The 15,552-nt window shown below is 64.0% G+C and carries 14 protein-coding genes and 3 pseudogenes; 11 read left to right on the forward strand and 6 right to left on the reverse strand.

Translation table 11 applies throughout. The features are described from left to right. The first annotated feature begins 22 nt into the window (after positions 1-22). Positions 23-977, forward strand: a pseudogene (locus tag ACETMP_RS26770) (aliphatic sulfonate ABC transporter substrate-binding protein). A 28-nt stretch (positions 978-1,005) separates the two neighbouring features. After that, positions 1,006-1,944, forward strand: a complete 939-nt coding sequence (locus ACETMP_RS26775) for a TauD/TfdA dioxygenase family protein (RefSeq protein ID WP_375158502.1) — start codon at positions 1,006-1,008, stop codon at positions 1,942-1,944. A gap of 22 nt (positions 1,945-1,966) precedes the next feature. On the opposite strand, the gene ACETMP_RS26780 is transcribed toward ACETMP_RS26775, so the two are convergent. The 4 genes and pseudogenes from ACETMP_RS26780 to ACETMP_RS26795 all read right to left on the reverse strand — a co-directional run bounded on the left by ACETMP_RS26780 (position 1,967) and on the right by ACETMP_RS26795 (position 5,554). Then, a complete protein-coding gene (locus ACETMP_RS26780) occupies positions 1,967-2,470 on the reverse strand; it encodes a DUF6496 domain-containing protein (protein ID WP_375158503.1) in 504 nt (167 codons plus the stop codon). A 68-nt stretch (positions 2,471-2,538) separates the two neighbouring features. Then, positions 2,539-3,321 (reverse strand): alpha/beta fold hydrolase, encoded by a 783-nt coding sequence (locus tag ACETMP_RS26785; protein ID WP_375158504.1) that lies wholly within the window; start codon positions 3,319-3,321, stop codon positions 2,539-2,541. A 4-nt stretch (positions 3,322-3,325) separates the two neighbouring features. Then, positions 3,326-4,622, reverse strand: a pseudogene (locus ACETMP_RS26790) (O-acetylhomoserine aminocarboxypropyltransferase). Between the two features lie 140 nt (positions 4,623-4,762). Continuing rightward, positions 4,763-5,554 carry an IclR family transcriptional regulator gene (locus ACETMP_RS26795; protein WP_375158505.1) on the reverse strand — a complete coding sequence of 264 codons (792 nt, stop codon included), beginning with the start codon at positions 5,552-5,554 and terminating at the stop codon, positions 4,763-4,765. A 128-nt stretch (positions 5,555-5,682) separates the two neighbouring features. On the opposite strand from ACETMP_RS26795, the gene ACETMP_RS26800 reads away from it, so the two are divergent. From ACETMP_RS26800 to ACETMP_RS26825, 6 genes and pseudogenes are all read left to right on the forward strand, one after another. Next, a complete protein-coding gene (locus tag ACETMP_RS26800) occupies positions 5,683-6,648 on the forward strand; it encodes a Bug family tripartite tricarboxylate transporter substrate binding protein (protein ID WP_375158506.1) in 966 nt (321 codons plus the stop codon). A gap of 3 nt (positions 6,649-6,651) precedes the next feature. Further along, entirely contained in the window at positions 6,652-7,269 is a 618-nt protein-coding gene (locus ACETMP_RS26805) for a flavin reductase family protein (RefSeq protein ID WP_375158507.1), read from the forward strand. Between the two features lie 51 nt (positions 7,270-7,320). Next, a pseudogene (locus tag ACETMP_RS26810) lies at positions 7,321-8,182 on the forward strand (fumarylacetoacetate hydrolase family protein). 3 nt (positions 8,183-8,185) lie between these two features. Further along, positions 8,186-8,989 (forward strand): 2-oxo-hept-4-ene-1,7-dioate hydratase, encoded by an 804-nt coding sequence (gene hpaH, locus ACETMP_RS26815; RefSeq protein WP_375158508.1) that lies wholly within the window; start codon positions 8,186-8,188, stop codon positions 8,987-8,989. A 24-nt stretch (positions 8,990-9,013) separates the two neighbouring features. Then, on the forward strand, positions 9,014-9,409 hold the full coding sequence (locus tag ACETMP_RS26820; RefSeq protein WP_375158509.1) for a RidA family protein: 396 nt from the start codon (positions 9,014-9,016) through the stop codon (positions 9,407-9,409). A gap of 12 nt (positions 9,410-9,421) precedes the next feature. Further along, positions 9,422-10,297, forward strand: coding sequence for an amidohydrolase family protein (locus ACETMP_RS26825; protein WP_375158510.1), 876 nt, complete (start codon positions 9,422-9,424; stop codon positions 10,295-10,297). A 170-nt stretch (positions 10,298-10,467) separates the two neighbouring features. Here ACETMP_RS26825 and ACETMP_RS26830 read toward each other — a convergent pair whose 3' ends face one another. Further along, positions 10,468-11,475, reverse strand: a complete 1,008-nt coding sequence (locus tag ACETMP_RS26830) for an LLM class flavin-dependent oxidoreductase (protein WP_375158511.1) — start codon at positions 11,473-11,475, stop codon at positions 10,468-10,470. 406 nt (positions 11,476-11,881) lie between these two features. Here ACETMP_RS26830 and ACETMP_RS26835 point away from each other — a divergent pair, with 406 nt between their 5' ends. From ACETMP_RS26835 to ACETMP_RS26845, 3 genes are all read left to right on the forward strand, one after another. Further along, positions 11,882-12,385, forward strand: a complete 504-nt coding sequence (locus ACETMP_RS26835) for a Twin-arginine translocation pathway signal (protein WP_375158512.1) — start codon at positions 11,882-11,884, stop codon at positions 12,383-12,385. Between the two features lie 12 nt (positions 12,386-12,397). Next, a complete protein-coding gene (locus ACETMP_RS26840; protein ID WP_375158513.1) occupies positions 12,398-13,027 on the forward strand; it encodes a ferric reductase-like transmembrane domain-containing protein in 630 nt (209 codons plus the stop codon). Between the two features lie 97 nt (positions 13,028-13,124). Next, on the forward strand, positions 13,125-13,601 hold the full coding sequence (locus ACETMP_RS26845) for a cyclic nucleotide-binding domain-containing protein (protein ID WP_375158514.1): 477 nt from the start codon (positions 13,125-13,127) through the stop codon (positions 13,599-13,601). A gap of 43 nt (positions 13,602-13,644) precedes the next feature. Here ACETMP_RS26845 and ACETMP_RS26850 read toward each other — a convergent pair whose 3' ends face one another. Continuing rightward, entirely contained in the window at positions 13,645-15,129 is a 1,485-nt protein-coding gene (locus tag ACETMP_RS26850) for a hypothetical protein (RefSeq protein ID WP_375158515.1), read from the reverse strand. Positions 15,130-15,552: the final 423 nt, after the last annotated feature.

Here is a 15,552-nt window from a genome sequence, read left to right on the forward strand (position 1 = left end):
GTAGACCGAAAGGACTTTGCAAATGATCACGCGACGTCACATGATCGCCGGCGCTCTGTTGCTGACAAGTGCGGCCGGTTCGCCCGCGCGCGCCGAGGACAAGCCGGCCGAGATCCGCATCGGCACGCAGAAGGGCGGCTTCTTCCCGGCGGTGCGCCAGCGCCAGACGCTCGAGAACGCCTTCAAGCCGCTCGGCATCGAGATCAAGTGGGTCGACTTCCAGTTCGGTCCGCCGCTGCTGGAGGCCATCAACGTCGGCAGCGTTGATTTCGGTTTCGTCGGCGACTCCCCGCCGATCTTCGCGCAGGCCGGCGGCGCCAGGATACGCTACGTCGCTGCGGTGAAATCGGAAGGCAACACCCAGGCGATCATCGTGCCGAAGGACTCGGCCATCAAGACGCTGGCCGATCTCAAGGGCAAGCGCGTCGCCTTCGGCAAGGGATCGAGCGCGCATAATCTACTGGTTGCCGCGCTCGAAAAAACCGGCCTGTCCTGGTCCGACATCACGCCGGCGCCGCTCGCGCCGGCGGACGCGACGGCTGCCTTCATCAAGGGCTCGGTCGATGCCTGGTCGATCTGGGATCCCTATCTCGCGCTCGCCGAGCTGAAGGAAAAAGGCGCGCGTCATCGCTTTCGACAAGGACGTGCACAGGCCGAATGCCTTCTACATCGCGGGTGCCGACTTCGTGGACAAGTACCCATCGCTGGTCGCGAAGCTCAATGCCGCCTTCGCCTCCGAAGGCAGTTGGGCCAACGGTCATCACGAGGAGGTCGCCAAGGCGCAGGCCGAAGCTACCGGCGTCGACATCGAGGCTGTCAGGCGCTTCGTCGATCGCTCCAACTTCAGCGTGGTGCCGATCGACGGCGAGGTGATCAGGAGCCAGCAGGCGGTTGCCGATCGCTTCGCAAAGCTCGGCCTGATTCCGAAGCCGGTCAGCGTCTCCGACATCGTCTGGAATTGGAATTCGGGCTCCTGAGCGGAGCATCCTTTGAAGGAGTAGCAGTATGAGTTTCTACAAAGACTTCAACGACAAGCTCGCGATCGAACGATGGAACACCCACCAGCGCGAACCGTTCGAGACGATCAAGGTGAGGCAGCTCTCGCCGACCGTCGGCGCGGAGATCTCCGGTATCGATCTCTCCAGGGAGTTGAGCGAGCCGCAATTCGCCGAGATCAGGCGGGCGCTCGACGAGAATCTTGCCGTGATCTTTCGCGACCAGAAACTGTCGCCGCAGGACCATAAGCGCCTCGCGCGCCGCTTCGGCAAGTCGCTGCATCGGCATGAGCTCGCCGCCACGCGCTTCAAGGGCGATGGTCCGTTCGATCCGGAATTCCTGTCATGGAAGACCGGCCGGGACTCACGCTTCACTGCCGGCGACGGCTGGCATCCCGATGTGTCCTGCGATCCCAGTCCGATTGCCTATTCGCTGCTGCGGGTGACGAAGACCCCGCCGCTCGGCGGCGATACTGCCTTCGCCAACATGTATCTCGCCTACGAATTCCTGTCCGATCCGATCAGGCAATTGCTCGACGGCCTGACCGCGATCCACGACGGGGCGCTGGCCTGGACCGCCGGCTACGGTGCGAAGCCTGATCGCGGCAAGACCTATCCGCAGACCGAGCACCCGGTGGTGGCGATCCATCCGCGCACGGGACGAAAGTTCCTTTATGTGAATGCGTCCTTCACCTCTCACATCGTGCAACTGACGCGGCGGGAAAGCGACGCCATTCTGCAGCTCTTGTTCCGGCATGTCGAAAGCCAGCTTGCGCTGCAGACGCGCGTCAACTGGCAGCCGAATTCGCTGTTGGTGTGGGACAATTGGGCGAGCCAGCACCATGCGATCTGGGATTACTATCCCTGGGAACGCTGGGGCGAGCGAGTTTCGGTGGTGACCGGAGAGGCACCGCGAGCACGGCTCGATCTCAGCGAGGCTGCCGAGTAGTTTCGCCGACGCGGCGCTCCATCTAACTCCGGCGGCGCGCCCTGGTGCGTGCCGCCTTCTTCGCCGCACTGGAGCGGACCTTGGCGCCCTTGGTGTGGCTGGCCTTGCGCGCGGCGGCGGAACGGGATGCGGCGGACCGCCGGCTCGCGGCACGCTTGCCCTGCTTCGACAGCGCGCTCCGCGACGCCGTCGAGCGCGGCTCCTTCTTCAACACGCCTTCGACGGCGCGCGACACCTTCGGGCGGCGCTTCGCGGTGCGCTTGCCCTGACCGACCTCATAGGCATATTGAGCGCTGCGGCGCGTCGCCTTCTTGGTGCGTCCCTTGCGCGGTGGCGGCAGGTCGACGCCGGCGCGGCGTGCCTCGGAGAGGCCGATCGCGATCGCCTGTTTCGTCGAGCGGGCGCCGTGCTTGCCTTTGCGGATCCTGTCGATCTCGTCCTTGACGAATTCACCGGCCTGCGTGCTCGGCGACTTTCCGGCGCGCTTGTCCTGCTTCGCTTTGCGAATGATCTCTTGTCTTGGCATGGTCGAGTTCCCTTGGGAGCCACAGGGATATTCGACCGCAACGCATGACGTGGAGGATTGATCCCTTTTCAGCTCCGCAAGGCCGCCAGCAATTCGTCCGGGCGTTCCGCCATGATCATGTGCCCCGCGCCCCGCACAACCACGGTCTTTGCATGCGGGATTGCCGCGGCGAGCGCCTTGCCCGCCTTCGCCGGCGTCATCATGTCCCGCTCGCCTAGGATCAGCGTTGTCGGCACCTTGACGCTCGCAGCGGCTTGAAGCGCATTCGCATAGGAATTGCACGCCGACAGATCCTTGAACAGCACGCCGGGCTCGCACGCCTTCAGCACCGCCTGCGCGCCGCCATGCATCCACAAGCCCGGCGCAAGGCTGCCGCCGAGCTCGGCATTGAAGCCGAGGCCCCAGATCGAGACCATGTCGTTGGCATCCTGTGAGTTGGCCTCGGCGGCCTTCAGCAGATCCGGGCCGACCGTCATGGTCGCAGCCGTGCCGATCAGGCTCAGCGCGGAGACCTTGTCGGGATGCCGGGCGGCGGTCTCGAGCGAGATCAGCGATCCCATGGAATGGCCGATCAGATGCGCCTTCGGGCTGCCTGCCGCATCGAGCAGGGCCGCGGTCCAGTCCGCCATCTCGGCGATGCTGCCGAGCGAAGGCCCGGCAGAGCGGCCGTGACCGGGAAGATCGGGCGCCAGCACGGCAAAGCCGTGATGGGCGAACCAGCGCGTATGCAGCGCCCAGGTCGAATGGTCGAAGCCGGCGCCGTGGATGAACACGACCGTAGGCAGGGACTTGTCGAAGTCGCGGCCGCCGGTTGCGACGAACACATCAGAGCCGTTGACGGAGAGCTTCATGGTGTCAGACCTTCTGCGAGATGCGCAGCGCCTGCGCCAGATCGTCGATGATGTCGCTCGCGGTCTCGATGCCGACCGAGAGCCGCACCAGCTCCTCGCCGATGCCGGCCGCCTTGAGCTGCTCGGCGTCCATCTGCTGATGCGTGGTCGAGGCGGGATGGATCACCAGCGTCTTGGCATCGCCGACATTGGCAAGATGGCTGATCATGCGCAGGCTCTCGATGAATTTGCGTCCCGCCGGGCGTCCGCCCTTGATGCCGAAGGAGATGATCGAGCCGGCGCCGCGCGGCAGGAGCTGCTTGGCGAGCTGATAATCCGTGTGCGTCTCCAGCGAGGGATGCAACACCCAGTCGACCGCCTTGTTGGACTTCAGGGCTTCCAGCACCAGGTGGGTGTTCTGCATGTGGCGGTCCATGCGTACGCCCAGAGTCTCGACGCCCTGCAGCAGCTGGAATGCGTTGGTCGGCGACAGGCAGGCGCCGAAATCGCGCAAGCCTTCGGTCCGGGCGCGCATGATGAAGGCCGCCGTGCCGAATTGCTCGTCGAAGACGATGCCGTGATAGCCGCCATAGGGCTCGGTCAGCACGCCGAACTTGCCGGACGAGCGCCAGTCGAAGCGGCCGCCGTCGATGATCGCTCCGCCGATCGCGATGCCGTGGCCGCCGATCCATTTGGTCGCCGAATGCATGACGATGTCGGCGCCAAGCTCGATCGGACGGCTGAGATAGGGCGTGGCAAAGGTGTTGTCGATCAGCAGCGGAATCTTCGCGTCATGCGCGATCTGCGCGATCTTGGGGATGTCGAGCACTTCCAGCCCGGGATTGCCGATGGTCTCGCCGATGACAAGTTTCGTGTTCGGCCTGATGGCGCTGCGGAACGCCTCGAGGATCGCGCGGCTTGACGAACGCGGTCGTGATGCCGAAGCGCGGCAGCGTGTGCGCCAAGAGGTTGATGGTGCCGCCATAGAGCGAGCTCGACGCCACGATGTGATCGCCGGCATTGAGCAGCGTCGCGATCGCCAGATGCAGCGCGGCCATGCCGCTCGCGGTGCAGATCGCGCCGACGCCGCCTTCGAGCGCGGCGAGCCGTTCTTCCAGCACGCCGGTGGTCGGATTGGAGATGCGCGTATAGATGTGGCCGGCGCGCTCCAGATTGAACAGCGCAGCGGCGTGATCGGGATCCTGGAACACATAGGACGTGGTCTGGTAGATCGGCACCGCCCGGGCGCCGGTCACGGGATCCGGATGCTGGCCCGCATGCAGGCTCAGGGTCTCGAAGGCAGGCGGTTTCGGCGCGGGCATGCATGGCCTCGTTGGTCGGTCGTCGGTGGGGGCGTTGTGCCACAAAACGGTGTGCCACGTCAGCCCATTGACAGCGCCGCGGAGACGGTGCGCCCCCTCGCCCCGCTTGCGGGGAGAGACGAGGCAGCGCCGTCTAGGCCTCAACCCCCGATCGCCTGCTCGATGATCTTCGCCTCCCGCAACAGGATCTCCGCGACCTCCTGCTCGCGCCTTGGGCCGAGCCTCGTTCGCACCGCGGAAACGGTCATGGCCGCGGCAGGGCGGCCGTCTGGCGTCTTGATCCAGGTCGAGATCGATTTCGTGCCCTGCACGAGGCCGATCTCTCTCATGCCGTATCCCAGCCGCCGCGCGGCGGTGATCTCGCCGAGCACCGTCGCCGTATCGGTCCGGTAAGCCTCGAACCGCTTCTCGTTGGCCGCGACGATCTTTCGCGCCTCCTGCGCCGGCATCGCGGCGAGGATGGCGACGCCCGCGCTGGAGACGCCGAGCGGCCGCCGCGCACCGACCTCGATCGACAGCACCTGGATCGGATAGACGCCGATCCTGCGATCGACGCACAGCGTGTCGTTGCCGGTGCGCACGGTCAGGAACAGCGTGTCGCCGATCTCGGCGGAGGCTCGCCGCAGCGACGGATTGGCAGCAACCAGCAGCCGCGAGGGGCGCGGCCGCGCCAGCGCCAGCTCCGGCACCTGGTTGCCGATCGCGTAGCGGCCGCTGCGCGCGTTGCGTTCGACGATGCCTTCCTCGATCAGCACGTGGACGATGCGATGCACGGTCGGGCGGGTGAGGCCGGTCGCCTGCACGACCTCGGCCAATGGCACACCGGCCTCGCGGCCTGCGGCAAGGATGCGCAGCACGGCGAGCGCGCGCCGGATCGCCTGCGCGCCCTGCCGGGGTGAGGTCGTGTTGCGGGCGAACTTGGTTCTGTCCATAATATGGACAACAACGCCACAATTCACTCGACAGGTAAAGCGCGCATCTGGAGATTGCGGCCGAATCGAGTTGCCTTGCAGAACGGCAGGCACTCGGCATGAAATTGAAGCGCTGCCGGGAGGTTAACATGAGATTAATCTGGATTGCCATCGCTGCCGCTGCCGCGATGCTGACGGGCCCCGCGTTGGGCCAGCAATGGCCGGCACGCAGCGTCAAGCTGATCGTGCCCTATCCCGCCGGCGGCAATGTCGACAGCGCCGCGCGCATCGTCGCCGACAAGCTGCAGGAAAAGCTCGGCCAGCCCTTCATCATCGAGAACAAGGCCGGCGCCGGCGGCATGATCGCGGGCGAGGCTTTCGCCAAGTCCGCGCCTGACGGCTATACGCTGTTCGTTGGCGCCAACGGTCCGGTGCTGTTCGCGACCGAGATCAACAAGCGCGACGCCTACAATTGGAAGAAGGACTTCCTGCCGATCACGACCATCTCGATGACGCCGCTGGTGCTCGAGGTGCATCCGTCGGTGCAGGCGACGACGCTCAAGGAATTCCTCGATCTCGCCAAGCGCGAGCCCGGCAAATTGACCATGGCCTCGCCCGGCCCCGGCACCACCAACCATCTGCTCAGCGAGTTGATGCAGTCAAATCTCGGCCTGCAATGGGTCACCGCGCATTATCGCGGCAACGCGCCGGCGATCAACGACCTGCTGGGCGGGCAGGTGCAGTTCGCGTTCGACCAGCTCACGGTCAGTCTGCAGCACATCAAGGCCGGCCTGTTCCGCGCGCTGGCCGTCACCAGCCCGCACCGGCTGAAGTCGCTACCCGACGTGCCGACCTTCGCCGAGCTCGGCTACAAGGATTTCGACGGCCAGACCTTCACCGGCCTGTTCGCGCCCGCGGGCACGCCGGCGCCCGTCATCGACAAGCTGCACGAGACGCTGGTCGCGATCCTGAAGGACCCCGCCATTGCCGACAAGTTCGAGAAGCTCGGCGGCGAGGCCACGCCGATGACGCCGGCCGAATTCAGGGCCTATCTCGAACGCGAGGACGCCAAGTGGATTCCGGTGGTGCGCAAGGCCAACATCAGGGCGGATTGATCGATGCGGATCGATCCCACCGAGCTCGGCGCGGAGCGCATCTACCGGCTGATGACCGGCATCGTGGTGCCGCGGCCGATCGCGTGGGTCACGAGCCTGTCAGCGAAGGGCGTGCTCAACCTCGCCCCGTTCAGCGCCTTCACCTTCGTCTCGCAGAAGCCGCCGATGCTCGCCATCAGCGTCGGCCGCAAGGGCGCCGACTACAAGGACACCGCGCACAACATCCTCGATACCGAGGAATACGTCATCCACATCGCCGATACCCCGCTGATGAATGCGGTGCACGACAGCTCGGTCGAGCATCCGCCTGAAATCAGCGAGGTCGAGCATCTCGGCCTGGAGACATTGCCCTGCGAGCACATCAAGGTGCGGCGGCTCGCGGCCGCGCCGGTCGCGATGGAATGCCGTTTCCGGCAATGCCTGGAGTTCGGCGATGCCAAGAGCCGGCTCATCGTCGGCGAAGTCGTGATGTTCCATCTGCGCGACGGCCTCGCGAACGACGGCAAGGTCGAGACCAGGGCGCTCGATCCGATCGCGCGCATCGGCGGTCCCCGCTACGCCCGTCTCGGCGAGATCGTGACGCTGAACACGGTGTTCCAGACGCCCAAATCGAAAGACTGAGCGCGCGGGCCGGTCGCGGCCCGGCCGCCTCGACATCATCGGAGAATGACAATGCGACTCCTGAGCTATCTTGTGGACGGAGAGCCGCGTTACGGCGCGGCCGTCGAAGGCGGCGTCGTCGATCTCACCAGGCGGATCGGCCGGGACTATTCCGACGTGAAGACGCTGATCGCGGCCAACGCGCTTTCCGAGGCGCGGGAAGCCGTCGCTGGGCAGAAGCCTGATTACGCGCTGGAGGGGCTCGTCCTGCTGCCGCCGGTGCTGGCGCCGGAAAAGCTCTGGTGCATCGGCGTCAACTACGCCGAGCGCAACGCCGAATACAAGGACAGTTCGGACCTGCCCAAATATCCCAGCCTGTTCGTGCGCAGCATGTCGTCGATGACCGGCTCCGGCCAGCCGCTGGAAGAAGCCGAAGGTCTCCGAGCAGCTCGACTACGAGGGCGAGCTCGTCATCGTGATCGGGCAGGGTGGTCGTCACATTCCGCGCGACCAGGCGTGGTCGCACATCTTCGGCATGACGCTGTGCAACGAGGGCACGATCCGCGACTGGCTGCGCCACGGCAAGTTCAACGTCACGCAGGGCAAGAATTTCGATCGTTCCGGCAGCATCGGCCCGTGGATCGTCACGTCGGACGAGCTCGACCCGCGCGGACCGCACGACATCGTCACGCGCGTGAACGGCGAGGTGCGGCAGCAGGACACGACCGAGCGGCTGATGTTTCCGTTCGACTTCCTGATCTCCTATCTCTCCACCTTTGCGACGCTCAAGCCCGGCGACATGATCGTCACGGGCACGCCGACGGGGGCAGGCGCGCGCTTCGATCCACCGCGCTGGCTGAAGGTCGGCGATGTCGTCGAGGTCGAGTCCAGCCGCATCGGCGTGCTGCGTAACAAAGTCGCGGCGGAGAGCTAGATCATGCTGGACATTGCGACGATCGAACGCCTTGCCGCGCGCCTCGACGAGGCTGAACGCACCAAGACGCTGATCCCGATGTTCTCGAAGGAGTATCCGGATTTCAGCATCGAGGATGCCTACGCGGTCCAGCGCGCCTGGACGAAACTCCAGCTCAGCCGAGGCCGGATCATCAAAGGGCACAAGATCGGCCTGACCTCGAAGGCGATGCAGAACGCGGTCGGCATCTCCGAGCCCGATTACGGCGTGCTGTTCGCCGACATGTTCTATGCCGACGCGACCCCGATCCCGTTCGACCGCTTCCACGCGCCGCGCATCGAGGTCGAACTCGCCTTCGTGCTGAAGGCGCCGCTGCGCGGGCCCGATTGCACCATCTTCGACGTGCTCAATGCCACCGACTACGTGACGCCCGCGCTGGAGATCCTGGAGACGCGCATGCACCGCGTCGATCCCGAGACCGGCAAGACCCGCAAGGTCATGGACACCATCTCCGACAACGCGGCCAATGCCGCGCTGGTGCTCGGCGGCCGGCCGATCCGCCCGATGGATGCGGACCTGCGCTGGATCGGCGCGCTCTTGTTCCGCAACGGCGAGGTCGAGGAGACCGGCCTTGCCGCCGGCGTGCTCAATCATCCCGCCAACGGCATCGCCTGGCTCGCCAACCGCCTCGCGCCGCATGACGAGCATCTCAAGGCCGGCGAAGTGGTGCTGGCGGGATCGTTCACGCGTCCGGTCGATATCCGCCGCGGCGACACCTTCCACGCCGACTACGGCCCGTTCGGCTCGGTGTCGTGCCAGTTCGTCTGAACCAACAATAAAAGGGAGCGCACCATGACAAGTCAGAAGCGGCGCAAGAGCATCCACATCGGCGGCTTCAAGCACGTCAATCCGATTCCGAACGCCTGCCGCATCGGCAATCTCGTGATGTCGGGCGTCATCCTCGGCCGCGACCCCGCGACCAGCGCGATGCCCGAAAGCCTCGAGGCGCAATGCGCCAACATGTTCGCGCACATGAAGGCGACGGTGGAGGCCGCCGGCGGCAGCACGGACGACATCATCAAGATGACGGTGTGGCTGAAAGACCGCGGCAACCGCGGGCCCATCAACGTCGAATGGCTCAAGATGTTTCCGGACGAGCATTCGCGCCCGGCGCGCCACGCGCTGCCGATGGACAACATGGATGGCGGCGCGCTGGTGCAGTGCGACTTCACCGCCGTGATCGACTGAAGGAGCGCTTGCATGCCGACCTATCTGCCGTTCGATCCCAATCCCCGCCGGCCGGTGAAGGCGCCGCCGCCGAAGACCGTCGACAGCCAGTTCCACGTGCTGGGTCCGATCGACAAATATCCGGAGCGCCCCGGCGCGGCCTATCGGATGCCGAGTGCGACCTGGGAAGCGGCGCTGCGCATGCACAAGACGCTCGGCATCGAGCGCGGCATCATCGTGCAGACCACGACCTATGGCGCCGATCACGCCGTCGTGCTCGACGGGCTCAAAGCGATGGGCCCGAACTATCGCGGCTGCGCCAACGCGCTGGTGTTCGCCGAAGCGAGCGATTCCTATCTCGCCAAGCTGCATGATGCCGGCGTGCGCGGCGCGCGCTTCAGCTTCCGTCAGGAGCTCGGCGCCGTGCTGTCGGACGCCGACTTCGCCCGTGCCATCGCCCGCATCCGCGAGCTCGGCTGGTACGTCAAGATCCAGCCCGAGAAGGACGGCATCATGTCGAGCGTCGCCAAGTACGAGAATCTCGATGTGCCCGTGCTGATCGACCACATGGCGCGGCCTGACCCCGAGGCCGGCAAGGACGATCCGAACCTGCGCAAGATGCTGGAGCTGCTCAAGAAGGGCAATTTCTGGGTGATGCTGTCGCTCGGCGAGAAGACCTCCAAGGCCGGCGCGCCTTACGACGACGTGATCCCGATCGCACGCGCCTATATCGAGGCGGCGGTCGACCGCTGCGTCTGGGCCAGCGACTGGCCGCATCCGGTCTCGGTCAAGCAGCCGCCAAACGATGCCGATTTGCTCGAGCTGATGTACCGCTACGCGCCTGATCAGGCCGAGCTGGAGAAGATCCTGGTGCACAATCCGGCCAAGCTGTTCGGCTTTCCGGATTAGAAGGCTCAAGGCTCGCCACGAACGCACTGCGCTCCCTCTCCCGCTTGCGGGAGAGAGCGGGGGTGAGGGCTCTATTCTCTAGGAGATTGTCCCATTGTGGGGACACCCTCTCCCCAGCCCCTCCCCCGCACGCGGGGGAGGGAGCTGCGACAGTCGGGCTCTGCTCTGCCTCACCCCACCGGCTGCTTCGCCAATCTCTCCCGCACCGCCGCGGCGATCTCGAACGAGCGCAGCCGCGCGGCATGGTCGTAGATCTGCCCGGTGGTGACCAATTCGTCCGCGCCGGTCTCGGCGATCAGTGCCTTCAGCTTGGCTTCGACCACATCGGGCGAGCCGACCGCGGTGCAGGACAGCGACTGGCCGACCATGGCCTTCTCCGCCGGCGACCACAGCGCGTCCATGTCGTCGACCGGTGGCGGCAGCGGGCCCGGCGTGCCGCGGCGCAGGTTGATGAACGCCTGCTGCAGCGAAGAGAACATGCGCTGCGCTGCTTCGTCCGTGTCGGCTGCGAATACGTTGACGCCAATCATCGCATAGGGCTTGGCGAGCTGTGCTGACGGCTCGAACCGCGCGCGATATTCGCGCAGCGCCGGCATCATCATCTGCGGCGCGAAATGCGAGGCGAAGGCGAACGGCAGCCCCAGCATCGCTGCCAGCTGCGCGCCGAAGGTGCTCGATCCCAAAATCCACAGCGGCACCTTGGTGCCCATGCCGGGCACGGCGCGGATCGCCTGGTTCGGCTGCAAGTCGCCGAGCAGCGCCTGCAGCTCCAAAACGTCCTGCGGAAAATTCTCGGACGTGGTCGCAAGGTCTCGTCGCAGCGCCCGCGCGGTGAACTGGTCGGTGCCGGGCGCCCGCCCGAGCCCGAGATCAATCCGCCCAGGATACAGCGATTCCAGCGTGCCGAACTGCTCGGCGATCACCAGCGGCGAATGGTTCGGCAGCATGATGCCGCCGGAGCCGACGCGGATCGTCCTGGTGCCGCCGGCGATGTGAGCGATCACCACGGATGTCGCCGCGCTCGCGATCCCCGTCATGTTGTGATGCTCGGCGAGCCAGAACCGCTTGTAGCCCCAGCCTTCCGCATGCCGGGCGAGGTCAAGCGAATTGCGGAACGCCTGCGCGGCATCGCCGCCCTGGCAAATCGGCGCGAGGTCGAGCACGGAGAAGGGGATCATGTGGGGGTACCGGGTGGAGGGCTGCGCCATCACATGTAGTGTCGGTGCGCAGGATCGGTAGGGCACTTGCGAAACCGATCGTCTCGTGGAACGAGCCGGACGGGTGCGGCTCCGCTCGACCCATCCGGCGAAGCCGTTCGAGCGGTCCGCGCCCGTTCACGACACTGTTATTGCGATCCGTTGCGCCGGTCTTCTCAACTGGGCGTTCCAGACCTGCTATTGTATCTGCGCAGCGACCGCAGGCAGTCGCGTGTCCCGGACGCGGTGCAGCTTAGGCGATGCGTAGCATCGTCCGGAAACGCTGCGCTGCAGAGCCGGGGCCCAAGCCGCGATTGTACGCCCCGGCTCTGCGGCGCATCACTGCGTGCTGCACCGCGTCCGGCACGTGAGTCCAGGAGGAATTGACATGACCATGGTCGCATTCAACCGCCGCAGCCTCCTCGTCGCCGGCGGCTCCGTCCTGGCGAGCGGGGTTTTCGCGACCGGCGTATCCGGATTGCTGGTGCCCGCGCGTGCGAACGGCCTCGCGGCCACTGAATCGATGTCGGGCGGGGCGAACAATTACCGCAAGGGGGCGGCGATCGTCGATCGCATCGGCAAGGGCGGCTTCTGGATGAGCGGCACCGTGCGCCGCGCCGGCGACGGCGCGCCGCTCGCCGGCCAGCGCATCCAGATCTGGGCGCACACGGTCGAAGGCCGGGAGCACGAGCCGCACAGCCACGGCGCCACGCTCACCGACAAGGACGGCAGGTTCCGGCTGGAAATGCCGCAGATCATTCCAATCTTCGGCCAGCCGCATGGCCACCTCGCCTATGACAGCGGCGAATTCAAAACCGTGTTCCTGCGGCCGGTGATGCGGAGCGCCAAGGACACCAGCCTCGAGGCGCATTTCGTGCTGCAGCCGGCCTGATCGGGCGCGCGGATGGCGGGATGGAAATCGGCACGGGCGATCCTGGTCTGGATCGCCCTGGCCTTGGCCGTCGGCGTGCCGACCGCGCTGGCTGCGACCAGCGAGCAGCTCGCCTGGCGTGATCCGGTCTACATCCTCGCCGGCTTCGCCGGGATCGTCGCCCTCGGTCTCGTGCTGGTTCAGCCGCTACTGATCGGCGGATATCTGGCGCCGCTGTCGGCCTATCGTGGCCGTCGTGCCCATCATTGGATCGGCGGCACGCTGGTGCTGGCCGTAATGATCCACGTCGCCGGCCTCTGGATCACCAGCCCGCCTGACATGATCGACGCGCTGACCTATTCGTCGCCGACGCCGTTCTCGCCGTTCGGCGTGACCGCGATGTGGGCGATCTTCATTGTCGCGCTCCTCGCCCTCCTGCGCCGGCGGCTCGAGCTGCGGCCGCGCACCTGGCGCTTCATTCACATGCCGCTGGCGATCGTCATCGTCGTGGGCAGCGTGATCCATTGCCTCCTGATCGAGGGAACGATGGAGACGTTCTCGAAGGCCGTGCTGTGCGCAGCTGTTCTCGCGGCGGCCGCGAAAGCCATGATGGACCTCAAGGTGAGGCGAAAGCGGAGGACGCTGCGCGGGGAAAGCCCGTAGCCCGGGTGCAGCGAATCGCATTCAGGACCAACGCGTCCGTGGCCCGGGCCCTGCCGCTCAGCTTGTCCCGAATGGTGACGGGGCGTAACCTCGCGCCATGAACGCCACGGCCCCAGATCTGAAAGCGTTCCTGCTCGCGACGCCGTTCTTCGGCGGCCTGTCGGACCCAGGTCTCGACCTCCTGGTGTCGATGCTGGCCGAGCGCCGCTTCGAGCCCGGTGCGACAATCGTTGCGGAAGGCGAGCCGGGCCGCTCGATGTTCATCGTGAAATCCGGCCGGCTCGCGGTCAGCAAGCGGGCGAGTTCGGGCCGCGTCATCCCGATCTCCGTTCTCGAGCGTGGCGACTTCTTCGGCGAGATGACCCTGATCGAAATGCAGAACCGCTCGGCAACGGTGGTCGCGGAGGTGCCGACGGTGCTGTACGAGCTGACCGCCAAGAATCTCTACGCCTGCTACAAGACCGACATCCACGCCTATGTGATCGTCCTGCAGAACATCAACCGCGAGCTGTGCCGGCGCCTGCGCCGGTCGGACGAGCGGTTTGCGAGGCGCGCAGCGGATAACGACAATTGAAGGTGCATAGTGTAGTGCGTAGGGTGGCGCTTGGTCTCGCTATCTACGCCTTGCCGGTCTCAGTGTTTTCGAATTGTGAGCCTTCGCCTTCGTTTGGGCCGGAAAGCGCTGCTAATTGGGGCGTCCCGATGTCATCGGCTGAGCCTCGATCTGGTTCAAATGCTTCGCCAAATTTTTCCTCGAAGGCCGCTACAAATGCGGGGTTGACTCTGACCCACTGAAACGCGGGCCATTCTCTAAACTCATCCTTGGAAATTTCTTCGTCTGATATTTTCGGCAAGCATGTGAGCACTGCGTTGATGTCGTCCTGCACAGCGGAGACGCAGATCTTGAACTTATTGCTGGTGGCCGACCAGTCCTCGCGCGTTAGAATTCTTTTTGCTTCCTCGGCATTTTCAAGGGATCTCTCGGCAATCGCAAGATTTACGACCATCATCCGACGAGTTTCTTCGTCGCCCTGCTTTTTGAAGTCCAGCCCAAATTTCAGCATCGTGCGAGCCAGCTTGAATCGGCGGCGAAGCAGTAGTTCGTAACTCTCTCGGTTTAACGAACTCGCCGCACTAGCGATTTCCTCCGGCTTCAGTTTTCGCCAAACAACTTGAATTAGCTTCCATCCGAGTTCAGAAATGATGTCAATGGAGCGATTTAGATATTTTGGTGAGATGGATAGCTGATCCCCAGGGCTTAGATTGTCTAAAGGAACATTATGCTCCTTACAAACGCTGAGATACTGCCTTGAGACAATCCCACCGGTGTGAGTGACAAGATTCCGCCTTTCGCAGATTTCGACAAAATCGGGCCAAATTTCTAAGTCCTTCCGCAGCGGAATACCAAGCCTTGCCTCAAGTGAATCAAATTGAGCGTGATGGCTTTGGCGAAGGAGCGTCTCAATCTCTTTCTCAATTATTTGATTTCGGGCGGCCTCTATTGAGCCCAACTCAACAAGATCCTTGAACGAGATATTTCGTTCCGACGACGACAGCATCTCCGGTTTGAGAAGAAAAACTAAGTGTAAGAGATTGGCCAGAAAAACATCATAGGAGCTGATGAGGCCCATCAGAAACATGTCTGGGAGACTCGTGCGACCGTCTCTAAGCGCTGTCAAATCTTGCCTAGCTCGATGCAGAAGTCTCAATTGATCGAATGCGCACTCGTATATCTCGAATCCTTCGGATTTGAGAACTCTTGTGCTGGCTTTTGTTAGTGGCTTGTAAAATCTATCATTGAGTTCGAATTGTTCAGCCAACGGCAGCATAGTCATCGTTCGGGGGATAACCCGATGTAGTTTGTTCATAGCGTCGAGAAATGTTCCTGTAATCTTTTGGAAAGAGTCGGCTTTAACGTCTTTGCGTGGCCTAATTTTCTTTGCCGCTGATTCAGATGATGGCTTGCCTTCACGGCTCTTCGGGAGCTTTCCACCGTTCGCAACCCATCTTTCCACTGGATCGCGGCGTTCTGAGAAATAAAATCTGTCTACGTCCCCATCTTCGTCAAATCCAAAAGCGATATAAAAGCGGCGCTCCGGCATAGCTTCCTCAAATCTGGACAACCGTAAAGTGAGCTTCGGCAGTGAAGGCCGAGTGCGCGCTGCCGAATCAAATATCGGCGGAGCGTCAACTTTGACTGCATGGAATACTACCGTGTCGCGCGCAGCGTGTGTAGTGACCGGTAAGCCGCGGAAGGGGCATCGCTTCCGCCTTTACGCCTCGAGCTGCGGCGGGCAGGTCGCCCCTCCCCCGTAACCCGTGCCTTGATACGGCTACAGCAACGCCATCGCGTGCAGCGAATTTCTATGAAACCCGAAGGCAACGATGCCGGAGAGAAGCAGTGCAGTCCCAGTCACGATCAGGCAAAACGCGAGCACTCTCGAAACCTCTGGTTCGTCATCAATGACGAGCACGATAATGGATAAAATTTTACCGACAATCGAAAGGAAGGATTAACCTTACCT

This window comes from Bradyrhizobium dasycarpum (genome assembly GCF_042019905.1).
Classification (GTDB): domain Bacteria; phylum Pseudomonadota; class Alphaproteobacteria; order Rhizobiales; family Xanthobacteraceae; genus Bradyrhizobium; species Bradyrhizobium japonicum_B.